Here is a 16,307-nt window from a genome sequence, read left to right as displayed (position 1 = left end):
TGACGCTGGATTTAGAAGCGGTAGTGCGAGAAAGCCTTGTTAGCTTCAGCCATACGGTGCACGTCTTCACGCTTCTTAACAGCAGCGCCTTTACCTTCAGCAGCGTCCAACAGTTCGCCAGCCAAACGCAGAGCCATAGACTTCTCGCCACGCTTACGGGCGAAGTCTACCAACCAGCGCATTGCCAGGGCGTTACGACGGGACGGACGAACTTCAACCGGAACCTGGTAAGTAGCACCGCCTACACGGCGCGACTTCACTTCGACCAGCGGAGCGATGGCGTCGAGAGCTTTCTCGAAGATTTCCAGGGGGTCGCTGTTCTTGCGTTCTTTAACCTTTTCCAGCGCGCCATAAACGATACGCTCGGCAACGGCTTTCTTGCCGCTTTCCATCACGTGGTTCATGAACTTGGCCAGGATTTGGCTTCCGTATTTTGGATCGTCAAGCACTTCGCGCTTGGCTGCTACGCGTCTTCTTGGCATGGATAAGCCCTCAAACGGTCTTCAGGTTCGCTCGGAATCGGTGCCCTTTCGGGACGCCTCCGACCTTACTCTTATCGACTCAGAAAATAAGATGATTCAGTTTTACAAAAAGCCGCTACTACTTAGGCTTCTTGGTACCGTACTTCGAACGACCCTGGTTACGACCTTTAACGCCGGAAGTATCCAAGGAGCCGCGTACGGTGTGGTAACGAACACCTGGCAAGTCTTTTACACGACCGCCGCGGATCAGTACCACGCTGTGCTCTTGCAGGTTGTGGCCTTCACCGCCGATGTACGAGGAAACCTCGAAACCGTTGGTCAGACGCACACGGCATACTTTACGCAGTGCCGAGTTAGGTTTTTTCGGCGTAGTGGTATACACGCGAGTGCATACGCCACGACGTTGCGGGCAGTTCTGCAGCGCAGGTACGTCGGATTTCTCGACGATACGCTTACGCGGCTGACGTACCAGCTGGTTGATAGTTGCCATCTACTAGCTCCACTGTTGTCTTGCGACGCTATTGTCTTGCAAGAAAAGCAAAATGGCAGGAACGAATTCCCGCCAAATTTAGGGGTACAAGAGTCTAAAGAGGATCTTGCCCCCAGTCAAGGCAAGGCCCCGACCTCCCCTCTCAACGAACCGGGGCAAAACTGCCTCGATCCGACGAATGGGGGCTGCCAGGGCCCAGACTTATTTATCGCAGAACTCAGTTACCGCTTGAGTTCAGCGCTTCGGTCAGTGCAGCTTCCACTTCACTGGCGCTTACGCGCAACGGCTTGTCAGCATCACGGCGGCGCTTGCGCTCGCTGTGGTAAGCCAAACCGGTACCGGCTGGGATCAGACGACCCACAACCACGTTTTCTTTCAGGCCGCGCAGGTAATCGCGCTTGCCGGTTACCGCTGCTTCGGTCAGTACGCGAGTGGTCTCCTGGAAGGAGGCCGCCGAGATGAACGACTCAGTGGACAACGACGCCTTGGTGATACCCAGCAGTACACGAGTAAATTTGGAAACAAATTTCTCGTCGGCTGCCAGACGTTCGTTTTCTACCAGTACGTGAGTCAGTTCCATCTGGTCGCCCTTGATGAAACTGGAATCGCCGGATTCAGCGATTTCAACTTTACGCAGCATCTGACGCAGGATGGTCTCGATGTGCTTATCGTTGATCTTCACGCCTTGCAGACGGTAAACGTCCTGGATCTCGTTAACGATGTACTTGGCCAGCGCACTCACACCCAGCAGACGCAGGATGTCGTGTGGATCGCTCGGACCGTCGGAGATAACTTCGCCGCGGTTTACCTGTTCGCCTTCGAACACGTTCAGGTGACGCCACTTCGGAATCAGCTCTTCATACGGATCGCTACCGTCGTTCGGGGTAATGACCAGACGGCGCTTGCCCTTGGTCTCTTTACCGAACGCGATGGTGCCGCTGACTTCAGCCAGAATCGACGCTTCTTTCGGACGACGAGCTTCGAACAAGTCGGCAACACGCGGCAGACCACCGGTGATGTCACGGGTCTTCGAAGTCTCTTGCGGGATACGCGCGATAACGTCACCGATCGCGATCTTCGCACCATCCGCCACACCGACCAGGGCGTTGGCTGGCAGGAAGTACTGAGCGATTACGTCAGTGCCTGGCAGCAACAGATCCTTGCCGTTGTCATCGACCATCTTCACGGCAGGACGGATGTCTTTACCGGCAGCTGGACGATCTTTCGCGTCGAGGACTTCAATGTTGGTCATACCGGTCAATTCGTCAGTCTGACGCTTGATCGTGATGCCTTCTTCCATGCCCACGTAGGTCACGGTACCTTTCATTTCGGTAACGATTGGGTGAGTGTGCGGATCCCACTTGGCCACGATTGCGCCAGCGTCGACCTTGTCACCTTCTTTAACCGAAATCACAGCACCATACGGCAGCTTGTAGCGCTCACGCTCACGACCGTAGTCATCAGCGATTGCCAGCTCACCGGAACGGGACACCGCAACCAGGCAACCATCCACTCGCTCAACGTGCTTGAGGTTGTGCAGGCGGACGGTACCGCCATTCTTCACCTGAACGCTGTCGGCTGCGGAGGTCCGGCTTGCCGCACCACCGATGTGGAATGTACGCATGGTCAGCTGGGTACCCGGCTCACCGATGGACTGGGCAGCGATAACGCCGACCGCTTCACCGATGTTCACCTGGTGACCACGAGCCAAGTCACGGCCATAGCACTTGGCGCAAATGCCGAAGCGGGTTTCGCAGCTGATCGGCGAGCGAACGATCACTTCGTCGATGCTGTTGAGTTCGATGAACTCGACCCACTTCTCGTCAACCAGGGTGCCGGCAGGAACGATAATTTCCTCGGTACCTGGCTTGAATACGTCACGGGCAATAACACGACCCAATACGCGCTCACCCAGCGGCTCTACAACGTCACCGCCTTCAATGTGCGGTGTCATCAGCAGGCCGTGTTCGGTGCCGCAATCGATCTCGGTTACAACCAGATCTTGTGCAACGTCTACCAGACGACGAGTCAGGTAACCGGAGTTAGCGGTTTTCAACGCGGTATCCGCCAGACCTTTACGAGCACCGTGAGTAGAGATGAAGTACTGAAGTACGCTCAAACCTTCACGGAAGTTCGCAGTAATCGGCGTTTCGATGATGGAACCGTCCGGCTTGGCCATCAGGCCACGCATACCGGCGAGCTGACGGATCTGCGCAGCAGAACCCCGTGCGCCCGAGTCGGCCATCATGTACATCGAGTTGAAAGACTCTTGATCGACTTCTACGCCATGACGGTCGATAACCTTCTCTTTCGAGAGGTTAGCCATCATCGCCTTCGACACTTCGTCGTTGGCCTTGGACCAAAGGTCGATCACTTTGTTGTACTTCTCGCCCTGGGTTACCAGGCCGGAGGCGTACTGGCTTTCGATCTCTTTCACTTCATCGGTGGCAGCACTGATGATGCGGGCTTTTTCATCCGGGATAACGAAGTCGTTAACACCGATGGAAACGCCGGAAATGGTCGAATAGGCAAAACCGGTGTACATCAACTGGTCAGCGAAGATCACGGTCTCTTTCAGACCAACCACGCGGTAGCACTGGTTGATCAGCTTGGAGATCGCCTTTTTCTTCATCGGCAGGTTGACGACGTCGTAAGACAAACCTTTTGGCACAACCTGGTACAACAGCGCACGGCCGACAGTGGTGTCGACGATACGGACATTGCTCACGCTGCCGCCGTCACGGTCGTTCACGGTTTCGTGAATCCGCACTTTGACCTTGGCGTGCAGTGCGGCTTCGCCGGCACGGAACACACGGTCAACTTCCTGCAGGTCAGCGAACACACGACCTTCGCCCTTGGCGTTGATCGCTTCACGGGTCATGTAGTACAGACCCAGTACAACGTCCTGCGACGGAACGATGATTGGCTCACCGTTGGCTGGCGACAGGATGTTGTTGGTCGACATCATCAACGCACGCGCTTCCAACTGGGCTTCCAGTGTCAGCGGTACGTGCACGGCCATTTGGTCGCCGTCGAAGTCGGCGTTGTACGCAGCACAGACCAGAGGGTGCAGCTGGATAGCCTTGCCTTCGATCAGTACCGGCTCAAACGCCTGGATACCCAGACGGTGAAGGGTCGGTGCACGGTTGAGGAGAACCGGGTGTTCGCGGATCACTTCAGCGAGAACGTCCCAAACCTCTGGCAGTTCGCGCTCGACCATTTTCTTGGCCGCTTTGATCGTGGTCGCGAGACCGCGCATTTCCAGCTTGCCGAAGATGAACGGCTTGAACAGCTCAAGGGCCATCTTCTTAGGCAGACCGCACTGGTGCAGACGCAGGGTCGGGCCTACGGTAATTACCGAACGACCGGAGTAGTCAACACGCTTACCGAGCAAGTTCTGACGGAAACGACCTTGCTTACCCTTGATCATGTCAGCCAGGGATTTCAGAGGACGCTTGTTCGAACCGGTGATAGCGCGGCCACGACGACCGTTGTCGAGCAGGGCATCGACGGCTTCTTGCAACATACGCTTTTCGTTGCGCACGATGATGTCCGGAGCGGACAGATCGAGCAGGCGCTTCAAGCGGTTGTTACGGTTGATCACGCGGCGGTACAGGTCGTTGAGGTCGGACGTCGCGAAACGACCACCGTCCAACGGTACCAGCGGACGCAGGTCTGGCGGCAGAACCGGCAGAACGGTCAGCACCATCCACTCTGGCAAGTTGCCGGAACCCTGGAAGGCTTCCATCAACTTCAGACGCTTGGACAGCTTCTTGATTTTGGTTTCGGAGTTGGTTTGCGGAATTTCTTCACGCAGACGGCCAATCTCGTGTTCCAGGTCGATAGCGTGCAGCAGTTCGCGGACAGCTTCGGCACCCATGCGGGCATCGAAATCGTCGCCGAACTCTTCCAGCGCTTCGAAGTACTGCTCGTCGTTCAGCAGCTGACCTTTTTCAAGGGTGGTCATGCCTGGATCGATAACGACATAGCTCTCGAAGTAGAGAACGCGTTCGATATCACGCAGGGTCATGTCCATCAGCAAGCCGATACGGGACGGCAGCGATTTCAGGAACCAGATGTGGGCAACCGGCGAAGCCAGTTCGATGTGCGCCATGCGCTCACGACGAACCTTGGCCAGTGCAACTTCAACGCCGCACTTCTCGCAGATCACACCACGGTGCTTCAAGCGCTTGTACTTACCGCACAGGCACTCGTAATCCTTTACCGGGCCAAAGATCTTGGCGCAGAACAGGCCGTCACGCTCGGGTTTGAACGTACGGTAGTTGATGGTTTCCGGCTTTTTAACTTCACCGAACGACCACGAACGGATCATCTCAGGCGATGCCAGTCCAATACGGATGGCGTCGAACTCTTCGACTTGACCCTGGTTTTTCAGCAAATTCAGTAGGTCTTTCAAGGCCTTTCCTCCTGGCGGAGCAGAGAGCGGGCCAAATAGCCCCGCTCTCGATTCGCGTCACGTGTTATTCGGTTTCCAGATCGATATCGATGCCGAGGGAACGAATTTCTTTGATCAACACGTTGAAGGACTCGGGCATGCCCGGCTCCATACGGTGATCGCCGTCCACGATGTTTTTGTACATCTTGGTCCGACCGTTCACATCGTCCGACTTCACTGTGAGCATTTCTTGCAGAGTGTAAGCAGCACCGTATGCTTCCAGTGCCCAGACCTCCATCTCCCCGAAACGCTGACCACCGAACTGAGCCTTACCACCCAGCGGCTGCTGGGTAACCAGGCTGTACGAACCGGTAGAACGAGCGTGCATCTTGTCGTCTACCAAGTGGTTCAGCTTCAGCATGTACATGTAGCCAACAGTAACCGGGCGCTCGAACTTGTTGCCGGTGCGGCCGTCGAACAGCTGCATCTGGCCGCTTTCGGGCAGGTCTGCCAGTTTCAGCATGGCCTTGATTTCGCTTTCCTTGGCACCGTCGAACACCGGGGTAGCCATTGGAACGCCGCCGCGCAGGTTCTTCGCCAGATCCAGGATTTCCTGGTCGGAGAAGGTATCCAGCTCTTCTTTGCGGCCGCCGATCTCGTTGTAGATCTCGTGCAGGAACTTGCGCAGGTCAGCAACCTTGCGCTGCTCTTCGATCATACGGTTGATCTTCTCGCCCAGACCTTTGGCCGCGAGGCCCAGGTGGGTTTCGAGGATCTGACCAACGTTCATACGCGAAGGTACGCCCAACGGGTTGAGGACGACGTCGACCGGGGTGCCATTGGCATCGTGCGGCATGTCTTCAACCGGCATGATCACGGAGACCACACCCTTGTTACCGTGACGACCGGCCATCTTGTCGCCCGGTTGGATGCGGCGACGGATTGCCAGGTAAACCTTGACGATTTTCAGCACGCCTGGAGCCAGGTCATCGCCCTGCTGCAGTTTGCGCTTCTTGTCTTCGAACTTGTCGTCCAGCAGACGGCGGCGATCGACGATGTAGGCCTGGGCCTTCTCGAGCTGCTCGTTCAGAGCGTCTTCAGCCATGCGCAGTTTGAACCACTGGCCGTGCTCAAGACCGTCGAGGACTTCGTCGGTGATGTCCTGACCTTTCTTCAGGCCCGCGCCGCCTTCGGCCTTGTGGCCTACCAGAGCGGAACGCAGACGTTCGAAGGTCGCGCCTTCAACGATCCGGAACTCTTCGTTCAGGTCCTTGCGGATCTCGTCGAGCTGGGTCTTCTCGATGGACAGTGCACGAGCATCACGCTCAACACCGTCGCGGGTGAAGACCTGTACGTCGATGACAGTACCTTTGGTACCGGTCGGTACGCGCAGGGAGGTGTCTTTAACGTCGCTGGCTTTTTCACCGAAGATGGCACGCAACAGCTTCTCTTCCGGAGTCAGTTGGGTCTCGCCTTTCGGAGTGACCTTACCGACCAGGATGTCGCCTGCGCCAACTTCAGCACCTACGTAAACGATACCGGCTTCGTCCAGCTTGTTCAGTGCAGCTTCACCCACATTCGGGATGTCTGCAGTGATTTCCTCTGGCCCAAGCTTGGTATCACGCGCCACACAGGTCAGTTCCTGGATGTGGATCGTGGTGAAGCGGTCTTCTTGAACCACACGCTCGGACAGGCAGATGGAGTCTTCGAAGTTGAAGCCGTTCCATGCCATGAACGCGATACGCATGTTCTGGCCCAGCGCCAGTTCACCCATGTCGGTGGACGGGCCGTCAGCCATGATGTCGCTGCGCTGAACGCGATCACCCTTACGCACCAGCGGACGCTGGTTGATGCAGGTGTTCTGGTTCGAGCGGGTGTATTTGGTCAGGTTGTAGATGTCGACACCGGCTTCGCCAGTTTCAACTTCGTCATCGGCAACACGCACCACGATACGGCTGGCATCAACGGAGTCGATCACGCCGCCACGACGAGCCACGACGCAAACGCCGGAGTCACGGGCTACGTTACGCTCCATGCCGGTACCTACCAGCGGCTTGTCAGCACGCAGAGTCGGTACAGCTTGACGCTGCATGTTGGAACCCATCAACGCACGGTTGGCGTCATCGTGCTCCAGGAACGGGATCAGCGACGCGGCGACCGAAACTACCTGCTTGGGCGATACGTCCATCAAGGTGACGTCTTCCGGCGCCTTGACGGTGAACTCGTTCAAGTGACGAACAGCTACCAGCTCGTCGACCAGGACCTTCTTCTCGTTCATCGTGGCCGAAGCCTGAGCGATCACGTGATCGGCTTCTTCGATGGCGGACAGGAATACGATCTCGTCGGTGACCAGAGCGTCTTTCACCACACGGTACGGGCTCTCAAGGAAGCCGTACTGGTTGGTGCGCGCATAGGCGGCCAGGGAGTTGATCAGACCGATGTTCGGACCTTCCGGCGTTTCGATCGGGCAAACACGACCGTAGTGCGTCGGGTGTACGTCACGAACTTCGAAGCCAGCACGCTCACGGGTCAGACCGCCCGGGCCCAGTGCAGATACACGGCGCTTGTGGGTGATCTCGGAGAGCGGGTTGTTCTGGTCCATGAACTGCGAGAGCTGGCTGGAACCGAAGAACTCTTTCACCGCCGCAGCCACTGGCTTGGCGTTGATCAGGTCTTGCGGCATCAGGCCTTCGCTTTCAGCCATCGACAGACGCTCTTTGACCGCACGCTCAACACGTACCAGGCCAACGCGGAACTGGTTCTCGGCCATTTCGCCTACGCAGCGAACACGACGGTTACCCAGGTGGTCGATGTCATCGACGATGCCTTTGCCGTTACGGATGTCGACCAGAGTCTTCAGGACCGCAACGATGTCTTCCTTGCACAGCACGCCCGAACCTTCGATCTCGGTACGACCGATACGACGGTTGAACTTCATCCGGCCGACCGCAGACAGGTCATAGCGCTCAGGGCTGAAGAACAGGTTGTTGAACAGGGTTTCGGCAGCGTCTTTGGTCGGTGGCTCGCCAGGACGCATCATGCGATAGATCTCGACCAGCGCTTCCAATTGGTTGCTGGTGGAGTCGATCTTCAAGGTGTCGGAGACGAACGGACCGCAGTCGATATCGTTGGTGTACAAGGTCTCGATGCGAACAACCTGGGCCTTGGCGATTTTTGCCAGGATCTCGGTGTTCAGCTCGGTGTTGCACTCAGCCAGGATTTCGCCTGTGGCCGGGTGAACGATGACCTTGGCGGTCGTGCGACCCAGGACGTAGTCCAGAGGCACTTCCAGCGACTTGATACCGGCTTTTTCGATCTGGTTGATGTGGCGCGCAGTGATACGGCGGCCGGCTTCAACGATGACCTTGCCATTTTCGTCCTGGATGTCCAGGACAGCAATTTCACCACGCAGACGCGAAGCGATCAGTTCCAGGCTGAGGGTTTCGTCCTTCAGGCTGAACACGTTGGTGGTGTAGAAAGCATCAAGCACTTGCTCAGTGGTATAGCCGAGCGCGCGCAGCAGTACCGAGGCCGGCAGCTTGCGACGACGGTCGATACGCACGAACACGCAGTCTTTCGGGTCGAACTCGAAGTCCAACCACGAACCACGGTACGGAATGATCCGCGCGGAGTACAGGAGCTTACCGGAGCTGTGCGTCTTGCCGCGGTCGTGGTCGAAGAACACGCCCGGGGAACGGTGCAGCTGGGAAACGATAACACGCTCGGTACCGTTGATAACGAAGGTACCGTTTTCAGTCATCAGTGGGATTTCGCCCATGTAGACTTCTTGCTCTTTGATGTCCTTGATCGCTTTGTTCGACGATTCTTTGTCGAAAATGATCAGACGGACTTTTACCCGCAAAGGTACGGCGTACGTAACACCGCGCAACACGCATTCTTTGACATCAAATGCCGGTTCGCCCAGGCGATAACCGACGTACTCCAGCGCAGCATTGCCGGAGTAGCTGATGATCGGGAAAACGGATTTGAAGGCCGCATGCAGGCCCACGTCGCGGAACTGATCTTTGGTCGCTCCCGCCTGCAAGAATTCACGATACGAATCCAGCTGGATAGCCAGAAGGTACGGGACATCCATGACGTCCGGCAACTTGCTAAAGTCCTTGCGGATACGTTTTTTCTCAGTATATGAGTAAGCCATCAGCGTTCCCCAGCTTGGTCACCTGCTTGTTTGGCCCTCCCGACGGGAGCAGCCAGAAAATCTTGCAAACCCCTTGGTTTGCACCACCGCACCGGGTGGCTACAGCACGTTAATGGCGGCGACCGAGTCGACAGCCAAGAACGGAAAAAGGCCGGTGGCAAGAGCCACCAGCCATCAGCCTTCAGCTTAACGCTTGGGCTGGAGACGCAAGGTCGATGCTTACTTCAGCTCGACTTTAGCGCCTGCTTCTTCCAGAGTTGCTTTGGCTTTGTCAGCTGCGTCTTTGGCAACAGCTTCCAGAACCATGGCAGGAGCGCCGTCAACTACAGCCTTGGCTTCTTTCAGGCCCAGACCGGTCAGTTCACGAACTGCCTTGATCACGTTTACTTTCTTCTCGCCAGCTTCCAGCAGCATGACGTTGAATTCGGTTTGCTCTTCAGCAACAGCAGCAACAGCGGCTGGGCCAGCGGAAGCAGCGGCAGCAGAAACGCCGAATTTTTCTTCGAAAGCTTTGATCAGCTCAACAACCTGCAGAACCGACATTTCAGCTACGGCGTTGAGGATATCTTCTTGGGAGATAGACATTACTGTATTTCCTGAATTGGGGGACGGCCTACGCGGCCATCGAAATAAACAAAAATACGCGAGAGAAAATGCTCAGCCTTAGGCTGCGGCAGCTTCTTTTTGCTCGCGAACTGCAGCCAGAGTACGAGCCAGCTTGCTGGTAGCGCCTTGAATCACGCTCATCAGTTGCGAAATAGCTTCGTCACGGGTCGGCAGTGTTGCCAGTACGTCGATTTGGTTAGCTGCGAGGAACTTGCCCTCGAACGCAGCTGCCTTGATCTCGAACTTGTCCTGACTCTTGGCGAACTCTTTGAACAAACGGGCAGCAGCGCCTGGATGTTCTTTGGAGAACGCGATCAGAGTCGGGCCGGTGAACACGTCGTTGAGGACACTGTATTCAGTGTCAGCAACAGCGCGCTTGAGCAGGGTGTTACGTACAACACGTACGTATACGCCAGCTTCACGAGCCTCTTTACGGAGTCCGGTCATAGCGCCTACTGTCACACCACGGGCATCAGCCACGACAGCGGACAGAGCAGCTTTGGCAGCCTCGTTGACTTCAGCGACGATGGCCTTCTTGTCTTCGAGATTAATTGCCACGGGTTTAACTCCTGCTTGTTACCGTTTCATCTGGCCGAAGCCGGATGTCGTTTTGGTGTCTGATTCGGTAAGGAACCGGGAGCACCATCTGCGTAGGCTTGAGGTTTAAGACTTGCGTCGCCTACGGTCTTGGATAGCCCCCGCCAGGCAGGGACCCCAATTTTTTCAATTGGCGCGATCGCTCACGCCAACTTGTGTCTTATACGTCCAGCGAGCCTTGGTCGATGACCAGACCTGGGCCCATAGTGGTGCTCAGGGTAACGCGCTTGACGTAGATGCCTTTCGAGGAAGCTGGTTTGATACGCTTCAGATCAGCGATCAGGGCTTCAACGTTTTCCTTCAGCTTGACGGCATCGAAGCCGACTTTGCCAACGGAAGTGTGAATGATGCCGTTTTTGTCGGTGCGATAACGAACCTGACCAGCCTTGGCGTTTTTAACCGCGGTAGCGACGTCTGGGGTTACGGTGCCGACTTTTGGGTTAGGCATCAGGCCACGTGGACCAAGGATCTGACCCAACTGACCTACAACGCGCATTGCATCCGGGGAAGCAATAACGACGTCATAGCTCAGGTCGCCGCCTTTCATTTCGGCAGCCAGGTCGTCCATGCCAACGCGATCGGCGCCGGCGGCCAGAGCAGCTTCAGCTGCTGGACCTTGGGTGAAGACAGCAACACGTACAGTCTTGCCAGTACCGTGTGGCAGCACAGTAGCGCTACGAACGACCTGGTCGGATTTACGTGGGTCAACACCCAGGTTCACAGCAACGTCAACCGACTCGCTGAACTTGACAGTCGACAGCTCGGTCAGCAGGGCAGCAGCGTCTACAAAGTTGTAGGCCTTGCCTGCTTCGATTTTGCCGGCGATAGCCTTTTGGCGCTTGGTCAGCTTAGCCATTACACACCCTCCACGTTAAGGCCCATGCTACGAGCAGAACCGGCGATGGTACGCACGGCTGCATCCATATCAGCTGCAGTCAGATCCGCGTTTTTGGTTTTCGCGATTTCTTCCAGCTGAGCACGAGTCACGGTGCCAACCTTAACGGTGTTAGGACGAGCGGAACCGCTAGTCAGACCAGCAGCTTTCTTCAACAGAACCGAAGCCGGGGTCGACTTGGTTTCGAAGGTGAAGCTACGGTCGCTGTATACAGTGATGATCACTGGAGTCGGCAGACCTGGCTCAAGACCCTGAGTACGGGCGTTGAAGGCCTTGCAGAATTCCATGATGTTCACGCCGTGCTGACCCAGAGCTGGACCGACGGGTGGGCTAGGGTTGGCCTGAGCGGCCTTCACTTGCAGCTTGATGTAAGCGGTAATCTTCTTGGCCATGAGGCACTCCAATTACGGGTTCGAACGCCTCGAAAGGCTCCCCGGTTACTTGCGCGTTTATCCCAGTGACGACAAAACCCCACAGCCTAGGCTGCGGGGTTGGGATGCTTGCTCAGTTAGACCTTTTCGACCTGACTGAACTCCAACTCTACCGGAGTAGAGCGTCCGAAAATAAGCACTGCCACTTGGATCCGGCTCTTTTCGTAGTTAACTTCTTCGACGGTGCCGTTGAAATCAGCAAACGGACCATCGGTGACACGAACAACCTCACCTGGCTCGAACAACGTCTTCGGCTTAGGCTTGTCGCTACCGTCAGCAACACGACGCAGAATCGCTTCTGCTTCTTTGTCGGTGATCGGAGCAGGCTTATCGGCAGTACCGCCAATGAAGCCCATGACACGAGGGGTATCCTTGACCAAGTGCCAAGTACCTTCATTCATGTCCATCTGAACCAGCACGTAGCCTGGGAAGAACTTGCGTTCACTCTTGCGCTTCTGCCCATTCCGCATTTCAACCACTTCTTCAGTGGGAACCAGAATTTCGCCGAAGCCATCTTCCATGCCTGCCAGCTTTACGCGCTCCAGCAAAGAGCGCATAACATGCTTCTCGTAACCCGAGTAAGCATGCACAACGTACCAACGCTTAGCCACGGGACACCCTTAGCCAACAATCAAGGAAACAAGCCAGCCGAGCAGGGAATCAAGCCCCCACAACAGCAACGCCATAACCAGAACAACAGCCACAACAATCAACGTGGTCTGCGTGGTTTCTTGGCGAGTCGGCCAAACGACTTTACGAATTTCGGTGCGAGCTTCCTTCACCAGGACCGCGAAAGACTTGCCTTTGGCAGTCTGCAGGCCTACAAAGGCAGCTACAGCAGCGAGGGCGAGCAAAGCGAGTACGCGGTACAGGATCGGCGAAGCAGAATAGTACTGATTGCCAACAACGCCTACGACCACCAATGCGACTACAGCGAGCCACTTGACCAGATCGAAACGAGAGCTTTGAGCTTCAGCCTTAGGAGTCATCTATGAAGATCCTGTGAAAAGAAAGCCAGATACACCACGTGAATCTGGCAGGTCAGGAGGGAATCGAACCCCCAACCTACGGTTTTGGAGACCGTCGCTCTGCCAATTGAGCTACTGACCTAAAACAAAATCAGGCCGACCATTATGCAGGCCTGAAAAAGACTTTACAACAGCCAACCCCTAGAGACTTGAAACCAACCGGCGAAAACGCCCGTTACAACAGAATCAAGCCGAGATAGCCGTTAAAACAAAGGCAGATATTTTCATATCTGCCTTGTTATATGGAGCTCTTGAGCGGATTTGAACCGCTGACCTCACCCTTACCAAGGGTGTGCTCTACCAACTGAGCTACAAGAGCAAAACACGCTGCACAACCTGCAAACTTGGAGCGGGTAGCGGGAATCGAACCCGCATCATCAGCTTGGAAGGCTGAGGTTCTACCACTAAACTATACCCGCGGAGCTTGCAGCTCACGCTAAAAATGGTGGAGGGGGAAGGATTCGAACCTTCGAAGTCGTAGACGTCAGATTTACAGTCTGATCCCTTTGGCCGCTCGGGAACCCCTCCTAAGCGAGCCGGCATTCTACATCATGCCAGCCTTCTGTCAAGCATTTTCTCATTAAAAATATGAGGTTAGCTGCGTTGACCTTCGCTTCACACTGTAGGCCTTAAAGGTCTTCACTGCGAAGCGGGCGCCATTCTATGCAAACTATTCGAGAGTTGCAATGCCTTCGCACAGCATTATTTTATGTTTTAACTCATTGAATTCCTTAGCAAGGTTTTCAAACGGCAGATCCTCAGCCAGACGCCGGCTTTCAGGGGCCACACGAAGCCAGTAACCGGACGCCTCAGGCGTGCTCAACAGTTGAACCTTGACCTTTATATCCAGGCTTGTGAGGCGCTGCTCAAGCGACTGCGCCTGGCGCTGGTCGGCAAAGCCGCCGATGTATAAGCAGGTATTCTGCGCCTCGGGCGCTTTTGCTCGGTCACGCCGGGACACCGAGTCCGAGGACTCGCTTAGCAGCCGAATATCCTGCTGAGGGCCACGATACAGACTCAGGGGCGTGACATCCTTGGCGCGCAACGGCGCCTCTTGCTGATGCCAAACGTAATAGAAGGCATTAAGAACGAGTAAAAGTAAAAACAGCCAACGCATAAACACCTCAGGACAATGGACACGCCATGGCCAGACCAACGAAAACCAGGTCCGGGACCAACCGCGCCTGCGGCACGGCGTCCGAGACCAGATCAGCATCCCCACCCGTCAGGAATACGGTGAAATCATCACCCCAGTAGCTTCGGGCCAACTCGAGCTGGGTCAACACGAAGCCCCTGAGCATCAGCGTACAACCACGCTCGACAGCCTCCGCGGTCGTGCGCCCGGGGGAGAGCCGCTCCAGGGCACGTTCAGCCGCCGCGTCGTCGTAGCGTATCTTGCGGGTGTGCGTGCGCAACTGGTTGCGCATCAACGGCATGCCGGGGCAAATGAAGCCGCCCAGGTGCTGGCCGTCTGCCGCGATGAAATCGGCGGTGGCTGCGGTACCAAAATCGAGTACCAGGCACGCGCCCGAAGCCAACTTGAAGCCACCCAGCATCGCCAGCCAGCGATCAAGACCAAGGCGTTCGAAGTCTTGGTAGCCATTGCGCACGCCAGCCATCTCACGCGCGGGGACAGCACAGGAGACGACAACACCGAAAGCCCCCCGCAAAGCCTCGACCAGCTTATTGGTCTCTTCTGAAGCCCGAACACTCACCAATCGGCAACGCGCCAACGACAGGCCTGGTAGCGCTGCCAGGCTTTCGATCAATGCGAGGTCCGACCCCACAACACCTTCGGCGCAAGCTTTCGCCTGATCCGATTCAAGTACGCGCCATTTGATAAAGCTATTCCCACAGTCGAGCTCAAGAATCATCACGCAACCTCAGGCTTAGCTCACCACCGCTGTATATTTTTTCAACACCATCGACGCTCAAACGCAACGCACCCTGGCGGTCGACCCCCAGAACCACCCCGTCAACCTGATTGACTCCAGCAATGAGGGACACCGCCCTGCCCTGCCACAAGTGATTCTGCTCCCACTCCTCCTGAAGCGCCGCAAAGCCGGAGGCGGCGTGTCGCTCCAAGTAACGTTGCAACTGCAGCCCCAACCGCGCCACCAGTAGATTGCGATCTACGGGAGAGCCCGTTTCAAGCTGCACCGACGTCCACTGCTGATCGATTGCCGCGACTTTCTGCATATTTACGTTGATGCCGATCCCGAGCACAACGTGGCAGATATCAGCAGGATCGCCGACCAACTCCAGCAGGATACCGGCAATTTTCTTCTGCCCCACCAAGACATCGTTTGGCCATTTCAAGGCGGCTCCTTGCACGCCCGACTCGCGCAAGGCCTGCATGACCGCAAGCCCCACAACCAGGCTCAGCCCCTCTAGCTGCCGCAGACCACCCTCGATGCGCAGCACGAGGCTGTAATACACATTCTGAGCGAACGGGCTGACCCACTTGCGCCCCCGTCGACCTCGCCCGGCGCTCTGCTGCTCGGCGAGCACCAGGAATGGTGCCGCGCAACCCGCATCGACAAGGCGCAAGGCTTCAGCATTGGTGGAGTCAATGGAATCGGATATGTGGACGGGCCACGCCAGAGAAGGCGCCTTCAGCGCGATGTCTTCGGCATTCAAGAACACCAGCGGCGATGCCAATTGGTACCCCCTGCCACGCACTTTGTGGATGGGCAGGTTTAACTCAGCCTCAAGATGCTGAAGCTGCTTCCATACAGCACTGCGACTGACGCCCAGGGCAGCGCCCAGCGCTTCCCCGGAGTGGAATCGACCATCTTTCAGAAGTTTTAACAACGTCAGCATGCAAGTATCGCCTCACAATGAGGCACGCATGATAGCCATGCGCAGGGTCATTGCATAGAAAGGCCGGGCCTTAGCACTGACGTCCGTCGCAAAGAGCCACTTGACCCTTTCCGACCGCCCAAAACAAAACCCCTGTCTGCGTGAGCAAACAGGGGTTCTGGAATTTAATCTTGACGATGACCTACTCTCACATGGGGAAACCCCACACTACCATCGGCGATGCATCGTTTCACTGCTGAGTTCGGGATGGGATCAGGTGGTTCCAATGCTCTATGGTCGTCAAGAAATTCGGGTACTGAGTCGTGGCCAGCTGGCCTCGCTTCAGCAAATTGGGTATGTGATAGTTTTCGGTGTTTTGTAAGAGTCGAACTTTCGGTTCGTTTCGTCTTCACACACCGCA

13 protein-coding genes, 4 tRNA genes and 1 rRNA gene are annotated in these 16,307 nt (G+C 56.2%); all 18 read right to left on the bottom strand.

Annotation, left to right across the window (positions count from 1 at the left end; translation table 11 throughout):
• Positions 1–11: 11 nt before the first annotated feature.
• The 18 genes from rpsG to rrf all read right to left on the bottom strand — a co-directional run bounded on the left by rpsG (position 12) and on the right by rrf (position 16,191).
• Positions 12–482 (bottom strand): 30S ribosomal protein S7, encoded by a 471-nt coding sequence (rpsG, locus tag NR164_RS27460; RefSeq protein ID WP_002555493.1) that lies wholly within the window; start codon positions 480–482, stop codon positions 12–14.
• 118 nt (positions 483–600) lie between these two features.
• On the bottom strand, positions 601–972 hold the full coding sequence (gene rpsL, locus NR164_RS27455) for a 30S ribosomal protein S12 (RefSeq protein WP_002555494.1): 372 nt from the start codon (positions 970–972) through the stop codon (positions 601–603).
• Positions 973–1,189: 217 nt separating this feature from the next.
• A complete protein-coding gene (gene rpoC / locus NR164_RS27450; RefSeq protein ID WP_017848799.1) occupies positions 1,190–5,389 on the bottom strand; it encodes a DNA-directed RNA polymerase subunit beta' in 4,200 nt (1,399 codons plus the stop codon).
• 64 nt (positions 5,390–5,453) lie between these two features.
• Entirely contained in the window at positions 5,454–9,527 is a 4,074-nt protein-coding gene (rpoB, locus tag NR164_RS27445; RefSeq protein ID WP_017848798.1) for a DNA-directed RNA polymerase subunit beta, read from the bottom strand.
• 219 nt (positions 9,528–9,746) lie between these two features.
• Positions 9,747–10,112, bottom strand: coding sequence for a 50S ribosomal protein L7/L12 (gene rplL / locus NR164_RS27440; RefSeq protein ID WP_017848797.1), 366 nt, complete (start codon positions 10,110–10,112; stop codon positions 9,747–9,749).
• Positions 10,113–10,190: 78 nt separating this feature from the next.
• Entirely contained in the window at positions 10,191–10,691 is a 501-nt protein-coding gene (rplJ, locus tag NR164_RS27435) for a 50S ribosomal protein L10 (RefSeq protein ID WP_016969477.1), read from the bottom strand.
• Positions 10,692–10,890: 199 nt separating this feature from the next.
• Entirely contained in the window at positions 10,891–11,586 is a 696-nt protein-coding gene (gene rplA / locus NR164_RS27430; protein ID WP_256823515.1) for a 50S ribosomal protein L1, read from the bottom strand.
• Positions 11,586–12,017, bottom strand: coding sequence for a 50S ribosomal protein L11 (gene rplK, locus NR164_RS27425; RefSeq protein ID WP_003176435.1), 432 nt, complete (start codon positions 12,015–12,017; stop codon positions 11,586–11,588). The genes rplA and rplK overlap by 1 nt, the downstream gene beginning before the upstream one ends.
• Positions 12,018–12,133: 116 nt before the next feature.
• Positions 12,134–12,667, bottom strand: coding sequence for a transcription termination/antitermination protein NusG (gene nusG / locus NR164_RS27420; protein ID WP_003176436.1), 534 nt, complete (start codon positions 12,665–12,667; stop codon positions 12,134–12,136).
• Positions 12,668–12,676: 9 nt separating this feature from the next.
• Positions 12,677–13,045: a preprotein translocase subunit SecE gene (secE, locus tag NR164_RS27415; RefSeq protein WP_003194658.1), complete on the bottom strand. Its 369-nt coding sequence runs from the start codon at positions 13,043–13,045 to the stop codon at positions 12,677–12,679.
• A gap of 45 nt (positions 13,046–13,090) precedes the next feature.
• Positions 13,091–13,166 (bottom strand) — tRNA-Trp (locus NR164_RS27410).
• Positions 13,167–13,327: 161 nt separating this feature from the next.
• Positions 13,328–13,403, bottom strand: a tRNA-Thr gene (locus tag NR164_RS27405).
• Positions 13,404–13,429: 26 nt separating this feature from the next.
• Positions 13,430–13,503, bottom strand: a tRNA-Gly gene (locus NR164_RS27400).
• 24 nt (positions 13,504–13,527) lie between these two features.
• Positions 13,528–13,612 (bottom strand) — tRNA-Tyr (locus NR164_RS27395).
• A gap of 142 nt (positions 13,613–13,754) precedes the next feature.
• A complete protein-coding gene (locus tag NR164_RS27390) occupies positions 13,755–14,201 on the bottom strand; it encodes a hypothetical protein (protein ID WP_017848796.1) in 447 nt (148 codons plus the stop codon).
• 7 nt (positions 14,202–14,208) lie between these two features.
• Positions 14,209–14,958 carry a pantothenate kinase gene (locus NR164_RS27385; RefSeq protein WP_256823514.1) on the bottom strand — a complete coding sequence of 250 codons (750 nt, stop codon included), beginning with the start codon at positions 14,956–14,958 and terminating at the stop codon, positions 14,209–14,211.
• On the bottom strand, positions 14,948–15,907 hold the full coding sequence (gene birA, locus NR164_RS27380; RefSeq protein ID WP_017848794.1) for a bifunctional biotin--[acetyl-CoA-carboxylase] ligase/biotin operon repressor BirA: 960 nt from the start codon (positions 15,905–15,907) through the stop codon (positions 14,948–14,950). The genes NR164_RS27385 and birA overlap by 11 nt, the downstream gene beginning before the upstream one ends.
• A 168-nt stretch (positions 15,908–16,075) precedes the next feature.
• Positions 16,076–16,191 (bottom strand): 5S ribosomal RNA (rrf, locus tag NR164_RS27375).
• Between the last annotated feature and the right edge of the window lie 116 nt (positions 16,192–16,307).

It is taken from the genome of Pseudomonas sp. Pse79, from assembly GCF_024519615.1.
GTDB classification, from domain to species: Bacteria; Pseudomonadota; Gammaproteobacteria; order Pseudomonadales; family Pseudomonadaceae; genus Aquipseudomonas; species Aquipseudomonas veronii.
The sequence above is the reverse complement of the archived record's forward strand: the minus strand, read 5'-3'. Positions and strand labels throughout refer to the sequence as shown.

Excerpts from the sequence above, each read along its gene's own strand:
- rpsG (WP_002555493.1), bottom strand. The coding sequence starts at position 482 with ATGCCAAGAAGACGCGTAGCAGCCAAGCGCGAAGTGCTTGACGATCCA.
- birA (WP_017848794.1), bottom strand. The coding sequence starts at position 15,907 with ATGCTGACGTTGTTAAAACTTCTGAAAGATGGTCGATTCCACTCCGGG.
- rplA (WP_256823515.1), bottom strand. The coding sequence starts at position 11,586 with ATGGCTAAGCTGACCAAGCGCCAAAAGGCTATCGCCGGCAAAATCGAA.
- rplL (WP_017848797.1), bottom strand. The coding sequence starts at position 10,112 with ATGTCTATCTCCCAAGAAGATATCCTCAACGCCGTAGCTGAAATGTCG.
- secE (WP_003194658.1), bottom strand. The coding sequence starts at position 13,045 with ATGACTCCTAAGGCTGAAGCTCAAAGCTCTCGTTTCGATCTGGTCAAG.
- NR164_RS27385 (WP_256823514.1), bottom strand. The coding sequence starts at position 14,958 with ATGATTCTTGAGCTCGACTGTGGGAATAGCTTTATCAAATGGCGCGTA.
- rpoB (WP_017848798.1), bottom strand. The coding sequence starts at position 9,527 with ATGGCTTACTCATATACTGAGAAAAAACGTATCCGCAAGGACTTTAGC.
- rplK (WP_003176435.1), bottom strand. The coding sequence starts at position 12,017 with ATGGCCAAGAAGATTACCGCTTACATCAAGCTGCAAGTGAAGGCCGCT.
- NR164_RS27390 (WP_017848796.1), bottom strand. The coding sequence starts at position 14,201 with ATGCGTTGGCTGTTTTTACTTTTACTCGTTCTTAATGCCTTCTATTAC.
- rpsL (WP_002555494.1), bottom strand. The coding sequence starts at position 972 with ATGGCAACTATCAACCAGCTGGTACGTCAGCCGCGTAAGCGTATCGTC.